A 16,208-nucleotide genomic window follows, 5' to 3' on the forward strand; every position below is an offset into this window, starting at 1 on the left:
TAATAAAACCACATGAATATTCTGCTGCAATCTAATTTTCGTTTTATAATTGGAGTTTTACTATTTTCCTTTTCAGTAAACTGTAACGCGCAAAAAAAGACAGAAAATAAAAATTTAATTCAATATGTTGATCCAATGATTGGAACGGCAAAAATGGGACATACTTATCCTGGTGCAACAGTTCCGTTTGGCAGTGTGCAGTTAAGTCCGGAAACCGATACCATTGCTTACAGTTTAAACGGAAAATACAACGGGGAAGTTTATAAATACTGCGCCGGATATCAATATGAAGATAAAACTATTGTTGGATTCAGCCACACTCATTTTAGCGGAACTGGACATTCCGATTTAGGAGATTTTCTAATTATGCCAACCACAGGAAAACTGCAATTGAATCCGGGTGTGGCATCAAAACCGTTGTCTGGTTATAGATCAGCATTTTCTCATTCTACAGAAAAAGCAGAACCGGCTTATTACAGCGTTCTTCTGGAAGATCATAATATTAAAGCAGAACTTACTGCCACAACCAGAGTTGGAATGCATCAATATACTTTTCCAAAATCTAATGAAGCACATATCATTTTAGATTTAACTTCAGGAATTTACAACTACGATAAAAAGAATGTTTGGACTTTTGTGCGTGTAGAAAACGATACTCTGATTACAGGCTATCGCCAAACAAACGGCTGGGCAAGAACCAGAACGGTTTATTTTGCTATGGCATTTAGCAAACCAATAAAAAGCTACGGACAGGCCGCGCAGGAAAAAAGCGTTTACAGAGGTTTTTGGGGAAGATTTGATCAAACAAAAAATTTCCCTGAAATGGCAGGACAAAACCTGAAACTGTTTTTTGATTTTGATACCAATGAAGGTGAAAAAATTAAAATTAAAATGGCTTTATCGCCTGTAAGTTCTGCAGGAGCTTTAGAAAACATGAAAAAAGAAACTCCAAACTGGGATTTTGAACAAGTTAAAAAACAAAGTCAGGAAGTATGGAACAAAGAATTGAATAAAATTCAGGTTGAAACCATTCAAAAAGAAGATTTGGTAAACTTTTATACCGCAATGTATCATGCTTTTCTCGGTCCGACAGAATACATGGATTTAGACCGAAATTATAAAGGTTTGGATATGAATGTTCATAAAGCTGAAAGCTTTACCAATTATACCAGTTATTCACTTTGGGATACTTATAGAGCATTACATCCATTTTTCAATATTGTACAGCCTAAACGAAATGCCGATATGGTAAGTTCAATGCTGGCACATTCTGATCAAAGCGTACATAAAATGCTGCCAATTTGGTCACATTATGCTAACGAAAACTGGTGTATGATTGGGTATCATTCGGTTTCGGTTGTGGCAGATGCAATCGTAAAAGGTAATGTTAGTTTTGATGCCGAAAAAGCACTTCAGGCTTGTGTTAATACTGCAAAAGTACCTTATTATGACGGATTAGAATATTATATGAAAAAAGGATATGTTCCTGAAGATAAAAATGGTTCATCTGTTTCTAAAACCTTAGAATATGCTTATGACGACTGGGCAATTGCACAGGCAGCAAAGAAATTGGGCAAAACAGACGTTTATAACGAATTTATCGAAAGATCTAAAAATTATAAAAACGTTTACGATGAGAAAACCGGATTTATGCGTCCTAAATTAAATGACGGGACTTTTAAAAAAGAATTTGATCCGCTTGATACACACGGACAGGGATTTATTGAAGGAAACTCATGGAATTACAGTTTGTATGTACCGCAGGATCCGGCTGATATGATTAAAATGATGGGAGGAAATGAGAAATTTAAAATTCGTTTAGATTCACTTTTCAATATGCATTTACCAGATAAGTATTTCGAAAATACAGAAGATATTACAAGAGAAGGAATTATTGGAAATTATGTTCATGGAAACGAACCTTCGCATCATGTTGTTTATTTATACAACTGGACAGATTCGCCTTGGAAAGCGCAAGATAAAATAAGAATGATTTTGAAAAAAATGTATCGAAATGGCGCTGACGGTTTAGGCGGAAATGACGATTTCGGACAAATGAGTGCTTGGTATATTTTTAGCAGTTTAGGATTTTATCCAGTTGCTCCAGGTTCTGATGAATATGCACTGGGAAGTCCGTTGCTGAAAAATGCCGTTATGAATTTAGAAAACGGAAAAACTTTTGAAGTGGAAACTGTAAATCAATCTGATAAAAATGTATTTTTGAGTAAAGTTCTGCTGAACGGAAAACAATTGGAAAAACCATTTTTAAAACATGCCGATGTTATGAATGGCGGGAAAATTACGTTTTATATGAGTTCAAAACCCAATAAGAAACAATACTCAAATTAACTTCGTTCTAGACCTGACAGGTTTTAAAAACCTGTCAGGTCTAAGTTTGTCAGGTTCAGTCAGACAGTGCAATAGTAAAATTTGAGAAAATTTGTGCAATTCGCGGCGGAACAACAAAAAAACTTCCCGAAATTTGCACTTCAATAAAGATAATCAAATATGAAAATAAATTTAAAATCAGGAATTGATAAACTGCTTTTCGGAATGAAGCAGAACGATGTTACAGCTGTTTTAGGAAAACCTGATAAAAACTATAAAGATGAAGATGACAATGTGATTTTTGTATACAATGCACATAAAATCAGATTGACATTTTATGAAGAAGAAGATTTGAAATTAGGCTATCTTGTGGCTTCGAGCAATGATCTGGAAGTTTTCGGATTTAAATTAATTGGAAGAAAAATTGCCGATGTTAAAAAAGATTTTGCTGCAAAAGGAATCACAAAATACAATCAGGAAACTTTTGATACTTTCGAAAACTATTTCAATGAAGACAACTGGTTTATTCTTCAAACAGAATTTGATGAGGTTGTAAAATTTGAAATAGGAGCAATCATCAACAATAAAGATGAATTTGACTGGAAATTCCCTGTGAAGAAATAAACTATTTTTTGTCAGGCTGAGCCAAGTCGAAGCCCAACCCAATGCGATTTAACTTGCGAAGGCTTCGACTTCGCTCAGCCTGACAACCTTAACAAAGTTCCAGCATAAAAAAAACCGACAATCACTTGTCGGTTTTTTTATGGGTTAAAAAAGATTATCCTTTTAACCATGCATTTTTAATTTTGTCTTTTGAAGCATCAGTTGCTTTAAAAGTTTCAGTTTCTTCAAACGGAAGTTTAACGGTTCCTTTTATGGTTTCTTCTTTACCGCCGCGTTTTACTTTTAAAGTAATAGGATCATTTTCTTTCCAGTTTTCACTTTCAGTAATAAGATCATAAATGTTTTCTAAAGAATATGCTTTATTGTTTACTGCTAAAATTTTATCGCCTCCTTTTAAGTTAAGATTTTTAAAGAATGCACTTGGTTCAATATCAGAACGAACAGCAATTTCTTTTGTTTGTTTATCAATTGTGATGTATGGAGTTTGACCTTTTAAGAAAATTGGACCTGCCTTTTTTTCTTTTGATTTTGTTACTCCTGCTTTAGCCAGATAAAAATCGTAAGGAATTGGTGTAGTTCCTGCTACATATTTGTTTAGGAATTCGCCCACTTCAGGATAAGTTAAAGACGTTATTTTAGCAAAAAGCTCATCATCATTAAATGGTTTGTTAACGCCATATTCTTCAGAAAGTTTGTGCATTAAATCAAGAATTCCTCTTTCTCCATTGCTTTTTTCTCTAATGATAATATCAATACACATACCTATTAAAGCACCTTTTTGATATACATTTAAGTATTGATCTTTATACGGCTGCTCTAATACATTTTTACTCATTACAGTAAATGACATAGTATCGTCTAAAGTTTTTGCCTGCTCAATTTTATCAGCAATACGAGAGTAGAACTCAGCTTCATCAATTAATCCCTGATTAATTTGGAAAAGGTTGGCAAAATATTCTGTTACACCTTCATACATCCATAAATGTTCTGACATTTTTGGTGCGTTATAATCAAAATACTGAATTTCTTTTGAGTGAATGGTTAATGGAGTTACAATATGAAAGAATTCGTGAGAAACCACATCTTTCATAGATTCTACCAGTTTTTCTTTTGGCATAGTCTCAGGAAGTACTACTGTAGTTGCTGTTGGGTGTTCTAAAGCTCCAAAACCATGTGCATCGTCTTTTGCCATGCTTGATAAGTACAGTAAAACGGTGTATTTTTTAGTAGAATTTACTTTTCCTAAAAAGTTTTTCTGAGCCGTCATCATTGTTTTCATTTCCGGAGTGATGCTTTCTGCAGTAAATTTTCCAGTTGGAGAATAAACCGCAATTAAAATATCCATTCCGTTAACGTTAAACGTTGTATAATCTGGTTTAGAATACATAATTGGATTTTCTACCAATACCGCATAACGAGGTGTTGTAAAAACATCGCTTGTTTTGCTTGCATCTTCATCTGTCATTGAAGTTGCTCCCCAAAGTGTTTCAGGATGTGTAATGGTAACTTTGTAAGGAACTTCTAAATTATCTTTAAAATAACCTACAAAACCATGTGTGTTTACCATGAAATTTACACCTGCATTGATATTTGTTCCCGCTGGAGAGAAAACATCATCATTACCAAATCCGGTTCCTTTTTCAGTATCAAAAGTATCATTAACTAAATAGGTAATTTTTGCCAGCGCTTTTGCATTTGAAATAGACCATGAATTATCGTCAAGTCTTTTTACAGTTAAAGGATTTCCTTTAACATCAAATGCTTTAAAATCTTCAGAATATTTTCCGTAGTTGTCTGTAGAATACGTTCCTGGGACTGTTTTTGGAATGCTGTAAACGATTTCATCTGTTTTAATTTTTGGTGGTGTTACCGTTACTAAAACCTTATCATCTTTTACATCAGTTAAATTAATATTAACATCTACCACATTGCTTTTTCCAGCAGTGCTACCTGTTTTACAGCTCCAAAGCGTTACGGCAAGAGCTAATGTGTAAAGTATTTTTTTCATTTGTTTATGTTTAGTTATGTGTATTGGACTTAAAAATTGTTTAAAAGTTACAATAAATTTAAAAATATAAAAAAAACTCCCGAAATCAGGAGTTTTAATCTTAGTCAAATTTATTTTTTATATAATATTTTCCGTCCAAATCTTCGTCAAAATCATCAATTTTAATTGGTTTTGGTTTAGGTTTATTTGCAATAGCCTTCTTTTTCCACATCTCAAATTTTTCAAGAGGCATTTTCTTTTTCATGATTTCAAGAACTTCTTTTTCTGCCAATCCAAATTCTTTTTTTATAATTTCAAATGGATTTCTTTCTTCTAAGGCTAACGAAACAAGTTTTTCCGTTTGTTCCCAATTCAACTCTTTGCGGTTACTCTTTTTCATCTCGTGAAAATTAATTCAAAATAGAGGGTTAATGATTAATAGATTGATTTTCATTTTATATATCAATATTAATAAAAAAAATAATTAGTTGTTTCGATGGACTATAATTTTTTTTATTGATTTTTAGTGTTTTTAACAGATCTGGATTTTTGAAACGGAATTTGAAGTAAATTTTTTAATTCGTTGTTTTCTTCACGCTTCATGTGCGTATCTACGCCATAAATTAACTGATCTTTTGGTAAAGTGGTAAATGTGCCGAAAAGCCTGTCCCAAACTGAAAAAATATTACCATAATTACTGTCTGTATAAGGTAAAACATAATGATGATGTACTTTGTGCATATTAGGAGAAACAATAAAATAGCTCAGAAAAACATCTAATTTATGTGGCAGGGAAATATTAGCATGATTGAATTGTGAGGCAACCACAGAAAGTGACTGATAAAGAAAAACCATCCACATAGGGCTTCCTACAATTAAAACGCCAAGTGTAGTAAAAGCGAAACGTATTACGCTTTCGCCGGGATGATGCCGATTTGCTGTTGTGGTGTCAATCCAGGTATCGGTATGGTGTATAAGATGAAAACGCCATAAAAACTTTACTTTATGTTCGATTAAATGTACTAAATAAGCACCTATTAAATCCAATAAAAGCAAACCTATAATGGTATAGAGCCAAATTGGCATTTGAGGAAGCCATTGTAGAATTCCAAAATGATTTTCTGTTGTCCAGCCAGCCGTTTTTATTAAAATAAAAGCCAGAATGAAATTTACTATAATTGTGGTAATAGTAAAGAAAATATTGATTCCGGCATGATGCCATTTTCTGTATTGCATTTGAAACAGCGGAAATGTATTTTCAATTAACCAAAAAATAGTAATACCGCCCACTAAAATTAAGCTCCGGTGTGAAGACGGAATAGTGCTGAAGTAAGAAATAATTTCGTTCATAACAATTAGATTTGAGTTAGAAAGAAGTTTTCCTTTTCGATTTTATCTAAAGAAAAAGAGAAAACCTAATATAAATATATCTGATTTTCTCTTTAAAATTTTATAATTGGTGAAGTATTTTTATGTTTTTTTTATCAAACTGATAATAAACAATAATATCCAGGCGCCTCCTACAGCAACTAAAATCTGCCATAAAAGCCCACCGCCGCCAATACCAAGTTTGCCTGCCAGCCATCCTCCAAATATACCGCCAATTATTCCAACAATTATATTACCAATTAGTCCGAAACCTGCACCTTTCCAAATTTGGCCCGCCAGCCATCCTGAAATTGCTCCAATAAGTAAGAAATATAAAAAACTCATGATATAACAAATTTTGTTTTAGTTTGTATGATCTTGTGTATGATTTTGTAATAATGATTTGTAAATAAATCCGGCTGTAATTGCGCCTAAAATTGGAGCTGCCCAAAACAGCCAAACTTGGGTAAGAGGCGTTCCGCCTACAAATATGGCTTGAGATAATGATCTGGCAGGATTTACAGAAGTATTGGTAATAGGGATACTAATTAGGTGAATTAAGGTTAAGGCAAGACCTATTGCTATACCAGCAAATCTTCCGTTTGCAAACTTATCTGTTGCGCCTAAAATTACCAGTAAGAAAAATAAAGTCAATACAAATTCTGCGATAAAAGCGGCCTGAAATGAATATCCATCAGGAGAAAAAGCACCAAAACCATTTGAAGCAAAAGCTCCGGCTTTAGTATTATCAATAACAAACCCTGCTTTTCCAGATGCAATTGTATATAAGGTTCCTGCCGCTGCTATTGCACCAACACACTGGGCAGCAATATAGGGAAGAAGATCTTTGGCTGAAAATCGTCCGCCAGCCCATAAACCAAATGAAACAGCTGGATTAAAATGTCCGCCTGAGATGTGTCCAACAGCATAAGCCATTGTTAAAACTGTTAAACCAAATGCCAAGGCAACACCAGCAAACCCAATTCCCAGAGTAGGATATCCGGCAGCAAAGACTGCACTTCCGCATCCTCCAAAAACCAGCCAATAAGTTCCGAAGAACTCAGCAAATAATTTTTTCATGATAAAATAATTTTAGATTAATAGATTTGATTGTTAAAGGGTATATTGGAATGCCCAAATAATCAAAACTAATTGTAAGGGCAAACGTACAAATAAAATCCATTTTGGCAAGTTAAAACTCGCTTTTTCATTCTGAAACATATAAAGATTTGCAGGAAATATCGCGATTAAAAGCGCGATAATTCCCCATGCGGCATATTGTGTTGTAAGGGTAAACATCAGTAAGATGCCTAGTACAATTTCGGCAATACCGCTTACAGCATTTATTAATTTTGGGCTTTTAAAAAAAGGAGGAATGATTTTGATGTACATTCCGGGATTACGAAAATGATTGAATCCGGCAAGTATATAAAGTATCGCCATTAAATATAAATGCCAGGGTAAATTCATGATAGTTAATTATTTACGGCTAAATTATGGAAAAATTAACACTTATTACATTACAAGGCAGTTTTTTTTAATAAGGCGTAAAAAATCTTAAATTTTGCGTTTGAAATTTATATTCATGATAATGATTGCAAGAATGATTAGAATAATTCCAATCCATTGCGTAAGAATTACTTTTTCGTTCAAAAGAACAAATGCCATCATAACCGAGACCGGCAGTTCCAGAGCCGAAACAATACTTCCTAATCCAATTCCGGTTAACGGGAAACCTAAATTCATAAGTATTGGAGGAATTATAGTTCCAAACAAAGACAAAATAATTCCCCATTTTAAGAAAATTGCCAGATTGAAAGGTGTAACCTGAGTAATAAATCCAAATGTAAATACAATGATAGAACCTCCTAAAAGCATAAATAAGCTTCTTTGTGCTGGTGAAATTTCGGTTGCTACACGATTGGCAGTAAACATTGTTGTTGTAAAAGAAGCTGCAGCTAAAACACCCCAGACGATTCCTCTCCAGTCAAGCACAATATCATTTTTAAGAATATTTGTAGCTAAAACAGTTCCAAAAAGAACTATAAAAACTGCAATCACTTTTTGCTTTGAAGGTAATTTTTTTTCTAAAATCATTTCCAGTAAAACTCCCATCCAAACAGTCTGCATTAATAAAACGATTCCAATAGAAACCGGAATAAATTTTACTGCCAGATAATAAAACAAACTCGTCATTCCTAACGATGTTCCGGCAAGCATTAAACTGAAAATATTTTTTGGAGTAGCTTTTACTACTTTATCTTTATTTTTTAATTTTTGAAAGATATTAATAATCAAAACGCCGATAATTCCAAGTACAAATTGAGATGTTGTTACCTCTGCTGTAGTATATCCTTCTGTATAAGCCATTTTTACGAAAGTAGCTAACATTCCGTAAGTTGTAGCTCCTAAAGCGACTAAAATTACTCCTTTTAATACGTTATTTTTTGACATTTTGATTGTTTGTTTTAAAAAATTCAAGCCGGCAAAGGTAAGCTATTTTATTTAGGAATTAATAGAAAATATACGCAAACGTTATCATTGTGCCTGCTTAAAGTGTCATATTTGGTTTTACTTTGATGATTTAGCAGAATAGGAAATAAAAAAGCCGTCAACTTTTAATTGACGGCTTTTTATATATTTTAAGTAAAAGGATTATTTTACCGGTTGATTTTGATAAGTTTCGATTTCGAAAATCAAAGTTGCATTTGGCGGAATTACACCCCCGGCACCTTTTTCTCCATAAGCTAAATTAGAAGGCAGGAAGAAAATTGCTTTTTCTCCGTCTGTCATCATATCCAGAGCTTCAATAAATCCCGGAATCATACCGTCTTTTTTACCAACTGTAAAAGGAAAAGCTTTATATCCTCCTTGTGCATCTCTGTTTGGATCGTATTTTCCGTAAGCTTTTGCAACTTCGGCCATACTGCTGTCAAAAAGAGTTCCGTCTTCAAAATACCCAGCATAATGGAAATAGATTGTAGAACCTTCTGCACCTTTTACGCCAGTTCCTTTTTTAGTAATTACATATTTTAAGTTTGATGGTGTTGTAGTTGCTTTAGCTTTTGTTGCTGCAAAGTAAGCTGCTTTTGCGGCTACTACTTTTTTAGCTTCCTCTTTTTTAGCAGCTTCTTTTTTTACATCGTCGCTTAAAACTTTTAAAGCATCAAATTTCTTTGCTGCTGCACCTTTGCGTGTAATAACAATTTTTGTCATAACATCATCCTGAACAATTTTATTTACATTGTCCATTCCAGAAACTACATGTCCAAAAATGGTATGTTTTCCATTTAACCACGGAGTATCTTTATGTGTAATAAAAAATTGGCTTCCGTTTGTTGCAGGACCAGAATTAGCCATGGCTAAAACACCGCCTTTTTCGAATTTTAAATCGTCTACAAATTCATCTTTAAAAGAAAATCCTGGACCTCCGGAACCATTTCCGTCTGGATCACCTCCCTGAATCATGAAATCATTAATAACTCTGTGAAATTTTAACCCGTTATAAAATGGTTTTCCTTTAAGTGATGTCTTAACATTAGGATTTGTTCCTTCTGCCAAAGTAATAAAGTTTGCAACTGTTACCGGAGCTTTTACATATTCTAATGATAAAACAATATCTCCTTTTGTTGTAGAGATTGTAGCAAAAATACCATCGTTTGGATCTGTTGCTGCAACAGTTTTTGCAGGAGCTGCTTTTGCTGCCGTTTTTTTAGCTTGTGCCTGAATGTTTAGTACAGCCAGACAAAATAAAAATAGAAATTTAAATTTCATCGTATCTAGAATTTAAGTCTATAAATAATTACTAGTTATGTAGTAATTATGGTTTCTCTAATAATTGAACTTCAAAAATAATATTTGCATTTGGCGGGATAACTCCTCCTGCACCAGTTGCTCCATAAGCTAAATGAGATGGAATAAAAAGAACTGCTTTGTCTCCAAAAGAAAGTTTTTCGATACCCTCAATAAATCCAGGAATTAAACCGTCTTTGCGTCCTGCCTGAAATGGAATTGGCTGATAACCTTTTGCTTCGGCTCTGGCAGCGTCAAATTTTCCAAATGTTTTATTAACATCTTCTATACTTGAATCAAATAAAGTTCCGTCTTCAAGAAAACCAGCATAATGAATATAAACCTGAGCTCCCGTTGCTGGTTTTTTACCAGAACCTTTTTCAGTAATAACATATTCTAAACCGCTTGAAGTTTTTGTTGCTTTTGGTTTTATTGAAGCATAATAATCTACTTTTTCTTTTTGAGCCCCTGCAAATTTGCTTTTTTCTTTGGCAGCATCTGCAAAATAGTCGTGAAATACTTTTACAGCATCAAATTTTTTAGCAGCTTCACCATTTCTGATAATGCTTACTGAAACGATTGTATCACCCTGAACCACTTTATTTACAACTTCTTGTCCTTTTTCATCAACAACATGTCCAAATATAGTGTGTTTGTTGTCTAACCATGGAGTATCAACATGTGTAATAAAAAATTGGCTGCTGTTTGTTCCAGGACCATTATTTGCCATGGCTAAAATACCAGCTTTATCAAATTTTAAATCTGAAAATTCGTCTTTAAATTTGTATCCAGCATCTCCAGATCCTGTTCCTTCCGGATCTCCAGATTGAATCATGAAATTTTCAATAACTCTGTGAAATTTTAATCCGTTGTAAAAAGGTTTGCTTTTTAAATAATCTTTGGTAACAAATTCGTTTTTACCTTCGGCTAACGTTACAAAATTAGCTACAGTTATTGGGGCTTTTTTATAATCTAATTCAACAATAATATGTCCTTTATTAGTTTCGATATCAGCATATAAACCATCTGGCAGATTACTGTGTTCGTTCTTGCATGAATAAAACGAGCTAACGGCTAATAACAATAGAAAAATCTTCTTCATTTTTTAAAACGTTTTTTATGGGTTTAATGTATCTTTTTTAGTTTGAGCGGCAGGTTTTGAAACAGCAGGTTTTGCTGCTGCAGGTTTAGTTTGTGCAGCTGGAGCAGCAACAGTGTTTTGCGCCGGATCCGGAACAAAGTTTCTTAAGGTAACAGTACAAATCAAAGACTGATTAGGACCAATTTTTTTGTTATCTCCATGATATCCATAAGCCATATGTGATGGAAAAAGAAAAGTAACAGTTTCATTTTTTTTCATGTATTTAATCCCGTCACGTAATCCCATCATGATGTCTTGTTTGTCAACATAATAAGTCTGTGGACCAAGATCAGCTTCTGAATAAATTACTTTACCCTCAATATCTTTAACTTCTAAATTAAAGTAAGCGATGTCTCCTTTTCGTGGTGCAGTGGTTTCGGTGTTATTTTTTTCATCATAACTAAACCAATATCCTTTTTTTGTGGCGTAATATTTTACTTTCGGATTGCTTTTGATGATTTTTTTAATCACATCTTCTTCGCTGGCTACTAATTTTTTGTTTCTGTCGGCTGATTTTTTCATAAAAGTCCCCGAAGCTCTTGAAATTGGCCTGCGCGCTTCTTCATGATGCTTACAGCCCGCCAATAAAACTGCAAAAAGCAGTGAATAAATGCTGATTTTTAAGTAGTTCATATTGGTTTTATAATTTTAGTTTAGTTACTAAATCTTCGAATTTTTTAACCGTTTCTTCCATTGAAACTTCAGATCTTCCGCCAGCTGCATTTATGTGTCCGCCTCCTTTAAAATGGTCTCTTGCAAATTGGTTAACATCAAATCCCCCTTGAGAACGGAAAGAAATTTTAATTATTTTTTCGTCTCTATTTTCGATAAAGATAGCTGTAAAAACAATTCCGCGTATGCTTAAACCATAATTAACAATTCCTTCGGTATCGCCTTTTACATAATTAAAAGAATCTAACTCTTCCTGAGTCAAAGTCATGTAAGACGTTTTATGCTCTTCAAAAATTTTCATGTTTTGTAAAGCACGGCCTAATAACTGCAAACGGCTGAATGAACTGTTATCGTATAACAAAACCGGAATTTGAGTATTCTCAACCCCTAAGTCAATTAGTTCGGCAATAATTCGGTGTGTGTTTCCTGTAGTTCCCGGAAAGCGAAAAGAGCCGGAATCAGTTAAAATTCCAGTATATATGCAGGTTGCAATATTCTTGTCAATATCTTCCTTTTTATTCAGGAAAGTAATAAAGTTGTAAACCATTTCACAAGTCGATCCGTATGTTGGGTCAGAATATGTGTAAAGGGCATAATCATGTGGTTTTTCATGATGATCGATCATGATATATGGAGCCGTTAATCTGGCTAACGTATGTTCCATTTCGCCTGTTCGGTGAAACGCATTAAAATCAAGCGTAAAAATTAATTCGGCTTCTTCTAATATTTTGATGCAGTTTTCAGTGTCTTTTTCAAATATTTTGACCGTTTCAGAACCTGGAAGCCAAGCCAGAAAATCAGGAAAATCATTAGGAGCAATTACTGTTGCCTGATGATTGTTTTTTAATAAAAAATGGTATAATGCAAGAGTAGAACCCATAGCGTCGCCGTCTGGCCCTCTGTGCGGAATTATTACGATTTTCTTTGGAGCAGCAAGCAATAATTGAATTGCCTGAATATCTTGTATTTTCATAGTGTGCGAATTTACATTTTTTTAATGTAATGCTGAAAATAATTTTAGTTTTCAGTCACAGTCGCAGTAATCAGTTCAGTTTTTGAATTTAAAATTCAAAACTTGGAATTTATTTTACAAATTTTGAAGTTCTTTTTTCTGAAATCTTTGGTACAATTTATACTTCGCACCTTTAACTATTTGTGATTTGTAAATACCAACAGAACCTGAAGAAAAATACGCTATTGTACATCCTAGAGCAATGAAAATTCCGGGCTGAATGCCAAATAATTCCATTCCCATAATAGTACAGGCAATAGGAGTGTGGGTTGCACCAGAAAAAACAGACACGAAACCAACTCCGGCTAAAAGCGCAATAGGCATTGGGATAAATATTGATAATGCGCTTCCTAATGTGGCGCCGACAAAGAATAAAGGTGTTACTTCTCCGCCTTTAAAGCCTGCTCCTAAAGTGAATCCTGTAAATAGAATTTTGAGCAGAAAATCATACCATTCACTTGGATTTGAAAATGAGTCAACAATAACCGGTACACCAAGTCCTGAGAATTTAGTAAAACCTAAACCAGCAATAGCAGCAGCTAAAACGACACCGCCAATAACTGGACGAAGCGGCGGATATTTGATGTTTTTAGAGAAAAGTGAACCCCAGAAATGTGTGCTTCTCGAAAATAATAACGCAGCAAAGCCTGAAAGAAGTCCGAGTAATATGGTATAAAATATAGTGTCGAAATTAAGTTCGAGAACAACCGGAATACTGTAATGGGTGTGTTTTATTTTCCAGAATTCTACTGTAAAATAAGCCGTATAAGCAACTACAAAAGAAAGTAAAGCGCTTTTAAAATTGATTTTACTGAAGTACAAAACTTCTAAAGCAAAAACAGCGCCTGCTAACGGTGTTCCAAAAACAGAGGCAAAACCTGCGCTGATACCCAGAATAATAAGAATTCGGCGTTCTGCATTATCTAAGTTGAAAATTTTAGTGAATTGATCTGCGATTGCGCCTCCCATTTGTACGGCTGTACCTTCGCGTCCGGCAGAACCTCCAAATAAATGAGTAAGTAAAGTGCCTAAAAGGACCAAAGGTGCCATTTTAAACGGAATGACTTTTTTGGGTTTTTCGTATTCTTCAAGTAATAAATTGTTGCCTTTTACAACCGATTCTCCCCAGTAATAATAACTCAAACCAACCAGTAATCCGCCAAAAGGTAAAAGCCAGATAATCCAGTCGTGCTGAATTCTAAACTGTGTTACCCATTCTAAAGAAACAAGAAAAAAAGCAGATGCAGATCCTGATAAAATACCAATTAAAGCACAGATAAGAATCCATTTTGGAAGAGAAAGAAGGAATTGTTTAGTGTTTTGAGAAGTCATTCAAAGAATAAAATTATTTCAGCCACGAATTTCACGATTTTTCACGAATTATCTTTCTTTTGCCACATATTAAATGGATCAAAAATGATTTTTTTGAATTCGTGAATTTCGTGACTGCTAAAATTACTGAACTACAGCTGTAAATTCAATTTCAACTAAATATTCAGGAGCAACTAATTTACTGATTTCATAAAAACCTGTTGTTGGTTTTACATCTTTAAAAAAAGCAGAGTGCGCTCTTGCAACTTCCTCAAAAGTATCAACATTTGTTGTAAAAATGCGTGTTCTGATTACGTCTTTAATTCCAACATTTAAGTCTTGCAGTACTTTTTCAACGCGTTCAATTATATTATAAGTCTGAGCATAAGCATCGTCGGCTTTTACTTTATCGCCGTCAACAATTGCTACTGTGCCCGAAACTTCGATGATATTGCCAATTCTTACAGCGCGGCAGTATCCCATTTTGTCTTCCCACGGCGATCCTGTTAAGATGTTTTCTCTTTTCATTTTATGAGTTTTTTCGAATTGTTTTGTGAGGTTTTAAAAACAAATTCAGGTTAATTAATGCGCTGCAATTTATGAAATAAGCTTGGCAAAAAGAATTATAAAGACTTGAAATCATTTTGAAAATCGTGTTTTTTTGTGATATTTCAATACGCTTTAATCGGTTTGGTTTTCCTCGTAAATTCTAAGCTTATTTTGTGTATTGGTAAGATGCTGCTGTAGGGTTTCAATTTTATTCAACAAATGATAAATGGCATCAATACCTTCTAAATTGATATTGAGATCATAATGCATTCGAATCATTTTTTCCAGCGCAGGCAGTTGTTCCGGCTGTAAATATTCGTCATCTTTTTCAATGATAATTTCTACTAAACCGTAACTGTTAAGTTCTTTTATAAAGGTGTTTTCAATTTCATGATACACACAAAATTGTTTTATTTGGATTAGGTTTTTATTACTCATGATTTCTTAGTTTAGATAATTCTGTAAACAATTCTTTTTCTTTTTGAGATAATTGGGTTGGAATTTTCAAATTGTACGTTACATATAAATCCCCAAACTGATTGTCTTTTTTGTAAATCGGAAAACCTTTTCCTTTTAATTTGACTTTTGTTCCGGTTTGAGTTTCGGCAGGAACTTTAATTTTTACTTTTCCATCAAAAGTTTTGATATTGATTTCGCCTCCTAAAACAGCTGTATAAAGGTCTAAATCAACATTAGAATATAAATTGTTTCCTTCTCGTTTAAAATCAGAATTGTTTTCGATTATAAAAGTGATATACAAATCGCCGTTAGGTCCTCCGTTAGCTCCGGGGCCTCCATGACCCGGAATTTTAATTACCTGGCCGTTTTCTACTCCAGCAGGAATTGTAATTCGGATATTTTTGCCATTTACGGTTAAACTTTGTTTGTGTGTTGTATAAGCAGAAGCAAGATCTAATTGTAATTCGGCATTAAAATCCTGTCCTCTGTATTTCGACTGGCCTCGGCTGCTTCTGCCGGAACCGTACATCGAATTAAAAAAATCTGAAAAATCACTTCCTGAAAAATCTCCTCCGCCAAAACCAGAAAAATCCTGACCGCTGCTCTGTTGTCTTGAATATTGCTGCTGATTAGGATCGTAACCTGCTTTTTCAAATTCGTCAGCATGTTTCCAGTCTTTTCCGTATTTATCGTATTTTTTACGATTTTCGGGATTGCTTAAAACTTCGTTTGCTTCGTTTATTTCCTTGAATTTTTTCTCGGCTTCTTTATCATTCGGATTCAAATCGGGATGATATTTTCTGGCCAGTTTTCGATATGCTTTTTTAATCTCGGCTTCTGTTGCTGATTTTGAAACGTCTAATGTTTTATAATAGTCGATATAATCCATCTTTTTTGAAATTTAAGATAAAATAAAATGAGGTATTGAAGTTAATAATAAGTTGTTAACTATCAAAGTGGTGAAG

General features: G+C 33.9%; 17 protein-coding genes. 2 read left to right on the top strand and 15 right to left on the bottom strand.

Annotated features, from left to right (window positions below; genetic code table 11):
* Positions 1 to 12 precede the first annotated feature (12 nt).
* Together PQ462_RS06880 and PQ462_RS06885 are read left to right on the top strand one after the other, a co-directional pair.
* Positions 13 to 2,349, top strand: a complete 2,337-nt coding sequence (locus PQ462_RS06880) for a GH92 family glycosyl hydrolase (protein WP_274252868.1) — start codon at positions 13 to 15, stop codon at positions 2,347 to 2,349.
* Between the two features lie 159 nt (positions 2,350 to 2,508).
* On the top strand, positions 2,509 to 2,952 hold the full coding sequence (locus PQ462_RS06885; protein ID WP_012024425.1) for a hypothetical protein: 444 nt from the start codon (positions 2,509 to 2,511) through the stop codon (positions 2,950 to 2,952).
* A 154-nt stretch (positions 2,953 to 3,106) separates the two neighbouring features.
* On the opposite strand, the gene PQ462_RS06890 is transcribed toward PQ462_RS06885, so the two are convergent.
* The 15 genes from PQ462_RS06890 to PQ462_RS06960 form a co-directional block, all read right to left on the bottom strand.
* A complete protein-coding gene (locus tag PQ462_RS06890; protein WP_012024426.1) occupies positions 3,107 to 4,960 on the bottom strand; it encodes a M61 family metallopeptidase in 1,854 nt (617 codons plus the stop codon).
* 100 nt (positions 4,961 to 5,060) lie between these two features.
* Positions 5,061 to 5,339 carry a DUF2805 domain-containing protein gene (locus tag PQ462_RS06895; protein WP_012024427.1) on the bottom strand — a complete coding sequence of 93 codons (279 nt, stop codon included), beginning with the start codon at positions 5,337 to 5,339 and terminating at the stop codon, positions 5,061 to 5,063.
* A 113-nt stretch (positions 5,340 to 5,452) separates the two neighbouring features.
* Positions 5,453 to 6,289 carry a sterol desaturase family protein gene (locus PQ462_RS06900; protein ID WP_274252869.1) on the bottom strand — a complete coding sequence of 279 codons (837 nt, stop codon included), beginning with the start codon at positions 6,287 to 6,289 and terminating at the stop codon, positions 5,453 to 5,455.
* Positions 6,290 to 6,409: 120 nt separating this feature from the next.
* Positions 6,410 to 6,652, bottom strand: coding sequence for a GlsB/YeaQ/YmgE family stress response membrane protein (locus PQ462_RS06905; protein WP_274252870.1), 243 nt, complete (start codon positions 6,650 to 6,652; stop codon positions 6,410 to 6,412).
* Between the two features lie 18 nt (positions 6,653 to 6,670).
* Complete coding sequence (aqpZ, locus tag PQ462_RS06910) at positions 6,671 to 7,387, bottom strand: aquaporin Z (protein WP_274252871.1); 717 nt, start codon at positions 7,385 to 7,387, stop codon at positions 6,671 to 6,673.
* Positions 7,388 to 7,420: 33 nt separating this feature from the next.
* Positions 7,421 to 7,777 (bottom strand): DoxX family protein, encoded by a 357-nt coding sequence (locus PQ462_RS06915; protein WP_274252872.1) that lies wholly within the window; start codon positions 7,775 to 7,777, stop codon positions 7,421 to 7,423.
* 87 nt (positions 7,778 to 7,864) lie between these two features.
* A complete protein-coding gene (locus PQ462_RS06920) occupies positions 7,865 to 8,761 on the bottom strand; it encodes an EamA family transporter (RefSeq protein ID WP_274252873.1) in 897 nt (298 codons plus the stop codon).
* A 201-nt stretch (positions 8,762 to 8,962) separates the two neighbouring features.
* A complete protein-coding gene (locus PQ462_RS06925; RefSeq protein WP_274252874.1) occupies positions 8,963 to 10,081 on the bottom strand; it encodes a peptidylprolyl isomerase in 1,119 nt (372 codons plus the stop codon).
* 46 nt (positions 10,082 to 10,127) lie between these two features.
* Entirely contained in the window at positions 10,128 to 11,201 is a 1,074-nt protein-coding gene (locus PQ462_RS06930) for a peptidylprolyl isomerase (protein WP_274252875.1), read from the bottom strand.
* Positions 11,202 to 11,216: 15 nt separating this feature from the next.
* A complete protein-coding gene (gene gldI, locus PQ462_RS06935) occupies positions 11,217 to 11,873 on the bottom strand; it encodes a gliding motility-associated peptidyl-prolyl isomerase GldI (protein ID WP_274252876.1) in 657 nt (218 codons plus the stop codon).
* Positions 11,874 to 11,880: 7 nt separating this feature from the next.
* Positions 11,881 to 12,885, bottom strand: a complete 1,005-nt coding sequence (locus tag PQ462_RS06940) for a DHH family phosphoesterase (RefSeq protein ID WP_274252877.1) — start codon at positions 12,883 to 12,885, stop codon at positions 11,881 to 11,883.
* A 114-nt stretch (positions 12,886 to 12,999) separates the two neighbouring features.
* The gene (locus tag PQ462_RS06945; RefSeq protein WP_274252878.1) at positions 13,000 to 14,256 is read right to left on the bottom strand and encodes a voltage-gated chloride channel family protein; all 1,257 of its coding nucleotides are present in this window, start codon (positions 14,254 to 14,256) and stop codon (positions 13,000 to 13,002) included.
* A 123-nt stretch (positions 14,257 to 14,379) separates the two neighbouring features.
* Positions 14,380 to 14,763, bottom strand: coding sequence for a RidA family protein (locus PQ462_RS06950; RefSeq protein ID WP_012024438.1), 384 nt, complete (start codon positions 14,761 to 14,763; stop codon positions 14,380 to 14,382).
* Positions 14,764 to 14,916: 153 nt separating this feature from the next.
* Positions 14,917 to 15,222: a chaperone modulator CbpM gene (locus PQ462_RS06955; protein WP_012024439.1), complete on the bottom strand. Its 306-nt coding sequence runs from the start codon at positions 15,220 to 15,222 to the stop codon at positions 14,917 to 14,919.
* Complete coding sequence (locus PQ462_RS06960; RefSeq protein WP_274252880.1) at positions 15,215 to 16,132, bottom strand: J domain-containing protein; 918 nt, start codon at positions 16,130 to 16,132, stop codon at positions 15,215 to 15,217. Before PQ462_RS06960 ends, PQ462_RS06955 begins: the two co-directional genes overlap by 8 nt.
* Positions 16,133 to 16,208: the final 76 nt, after the last annotated feature.

The organism is Flavobacterium sp. KACC 22758 (assembly GCF_028736135.1).
Taxonomy (GTDB): Bacteria; Bacteroidota; Bacteroidia; order Flavobacteriales; family Flavobacteriaceae; genus Flavobacterium; species Flavobacterium johnsoniae.

Excerpts from the sequence above, each read along its gene's own strand:
- PQ462_RS06880 (WP_274252868.1), top strand. The coding sequence starts at position 13 with ATGAATATTCTGCTGCAATCTAATTTTCGTTTTATAATTGGAGTTTTA.
- PQ462_RS06885 (WP_012024425.1), top strand. The coding sequence starts at position 2,509 with ATGAAAATAAATTTAAAATCAGGAATTGATAAACTGCTTTTCGGAATG.
- PQ462_RS06890 (WP_012024426.1), bottom strand. The coding sequence starts at position 4,960 with ATGAAAAAAATACTTTACACATTAGCTCTTGCCGTAACGCTTTGGAGC.
- PQ462_RS06895 (WP_012024427.1), bottom strand. The coding sequence starts at position 5,339 with ATGAAAAAGAGTAACCGCAAAGAGTTGAATTGGGAACAAACGGAAAAA.
- PQ462_RS06900 (WP_274252869.1), bottom strand. The coding sequence starts at position 6,289 with ATGAACGAAATTATTTCTTACTTCAGCACTATTCCGTCTTCACACCGG.
- PQ462_RS06905 (WP_274252870.1), bottom strand. The coding sequence starts at position 6,652 with ATGAGTTTTTTATATTTCTTACTTATTGGAGCAATTTCAGGATGGCTG.
- aqpZ (WP_274252871.1), bottom strand. The coding sequence starts at position 7,387 with ATGAAAAAATTATTTGCTGAGTTCTTCGGAACTTATTGGCTGGTTTTT.
- PQ462_RS06915 (WP_274252872.1), bottom strand. The coding sequence starts at position 7,777 with ATGAATTTACCCTGGCATTTATATTTAATGGCGATACTTTATATACTT.
- PQ462_RS06920 (WP_274252873.1), bottom strand. The coding sequence starts at position 8,761 with ATGTCAAAAAATAACGTATTAAAAGGAGTAATTTTAGTCGCTTTAGGA.
- PQ462_RS06925 (WP_274252874.1), bottom strand. The coding sequence starts at position 10,081 with ATGAAATTTAAATTTCTATTTTTATTTTGTCTGGCTGTACTAAACATT.
- PQ462_RS06930 (WP_274252875.1), bottom strand. The coding sequence starts at position 11,201 with ATGAAGAAGATTTTTCTATTGTTATTAGCCGTTAGCTCGTTTTATTCA.
- gldI (WP_274252876.1), bottom strand. The coding sequence starts at position 11,873 with ATGAACTACTTAAAAATCAGCATTTATTCACTGCTTTTTGCAGTTTTA.
- PQ462_RS06940 (WP_274252877.1), bottom strand. The coding sequence starts at position 12,885 with ATGAAAATACAAGATATTCAGGCAATTCAATTATTGCTTGCTGCTCCA.
- PQ462_RS06945 (WP_274252878.1), bottom strand. The coding sequence starts at position 14,256 with ATGACTTCTCAAAACACTAAACAATTCCTTCTTTCTCTTCCAAAATGG.
- PQ462_RS06950 (WP_012024438.1), bottom strand. The coding sequence starts at position 14,763 with ATGAAAAGAGAAAACATCTTAACAGGATCGCCGTGGGAAGACAAAATG.
- PQ462_RS06955 (WP_012024439.1), bottom strand. The coding sequence starts at position 15,222 with ATGAGTAATAAAAACCTAATCCAAATAAAACAATTTTGTGTGTATCAT.
- PQ462_RS06960 (WP_274252880.1), bottom strand. The coding sequence starts at position 16,132 with ATGGATTATATCGACTATTATAAAACATTAGACGTTTCAAAATCAGCA.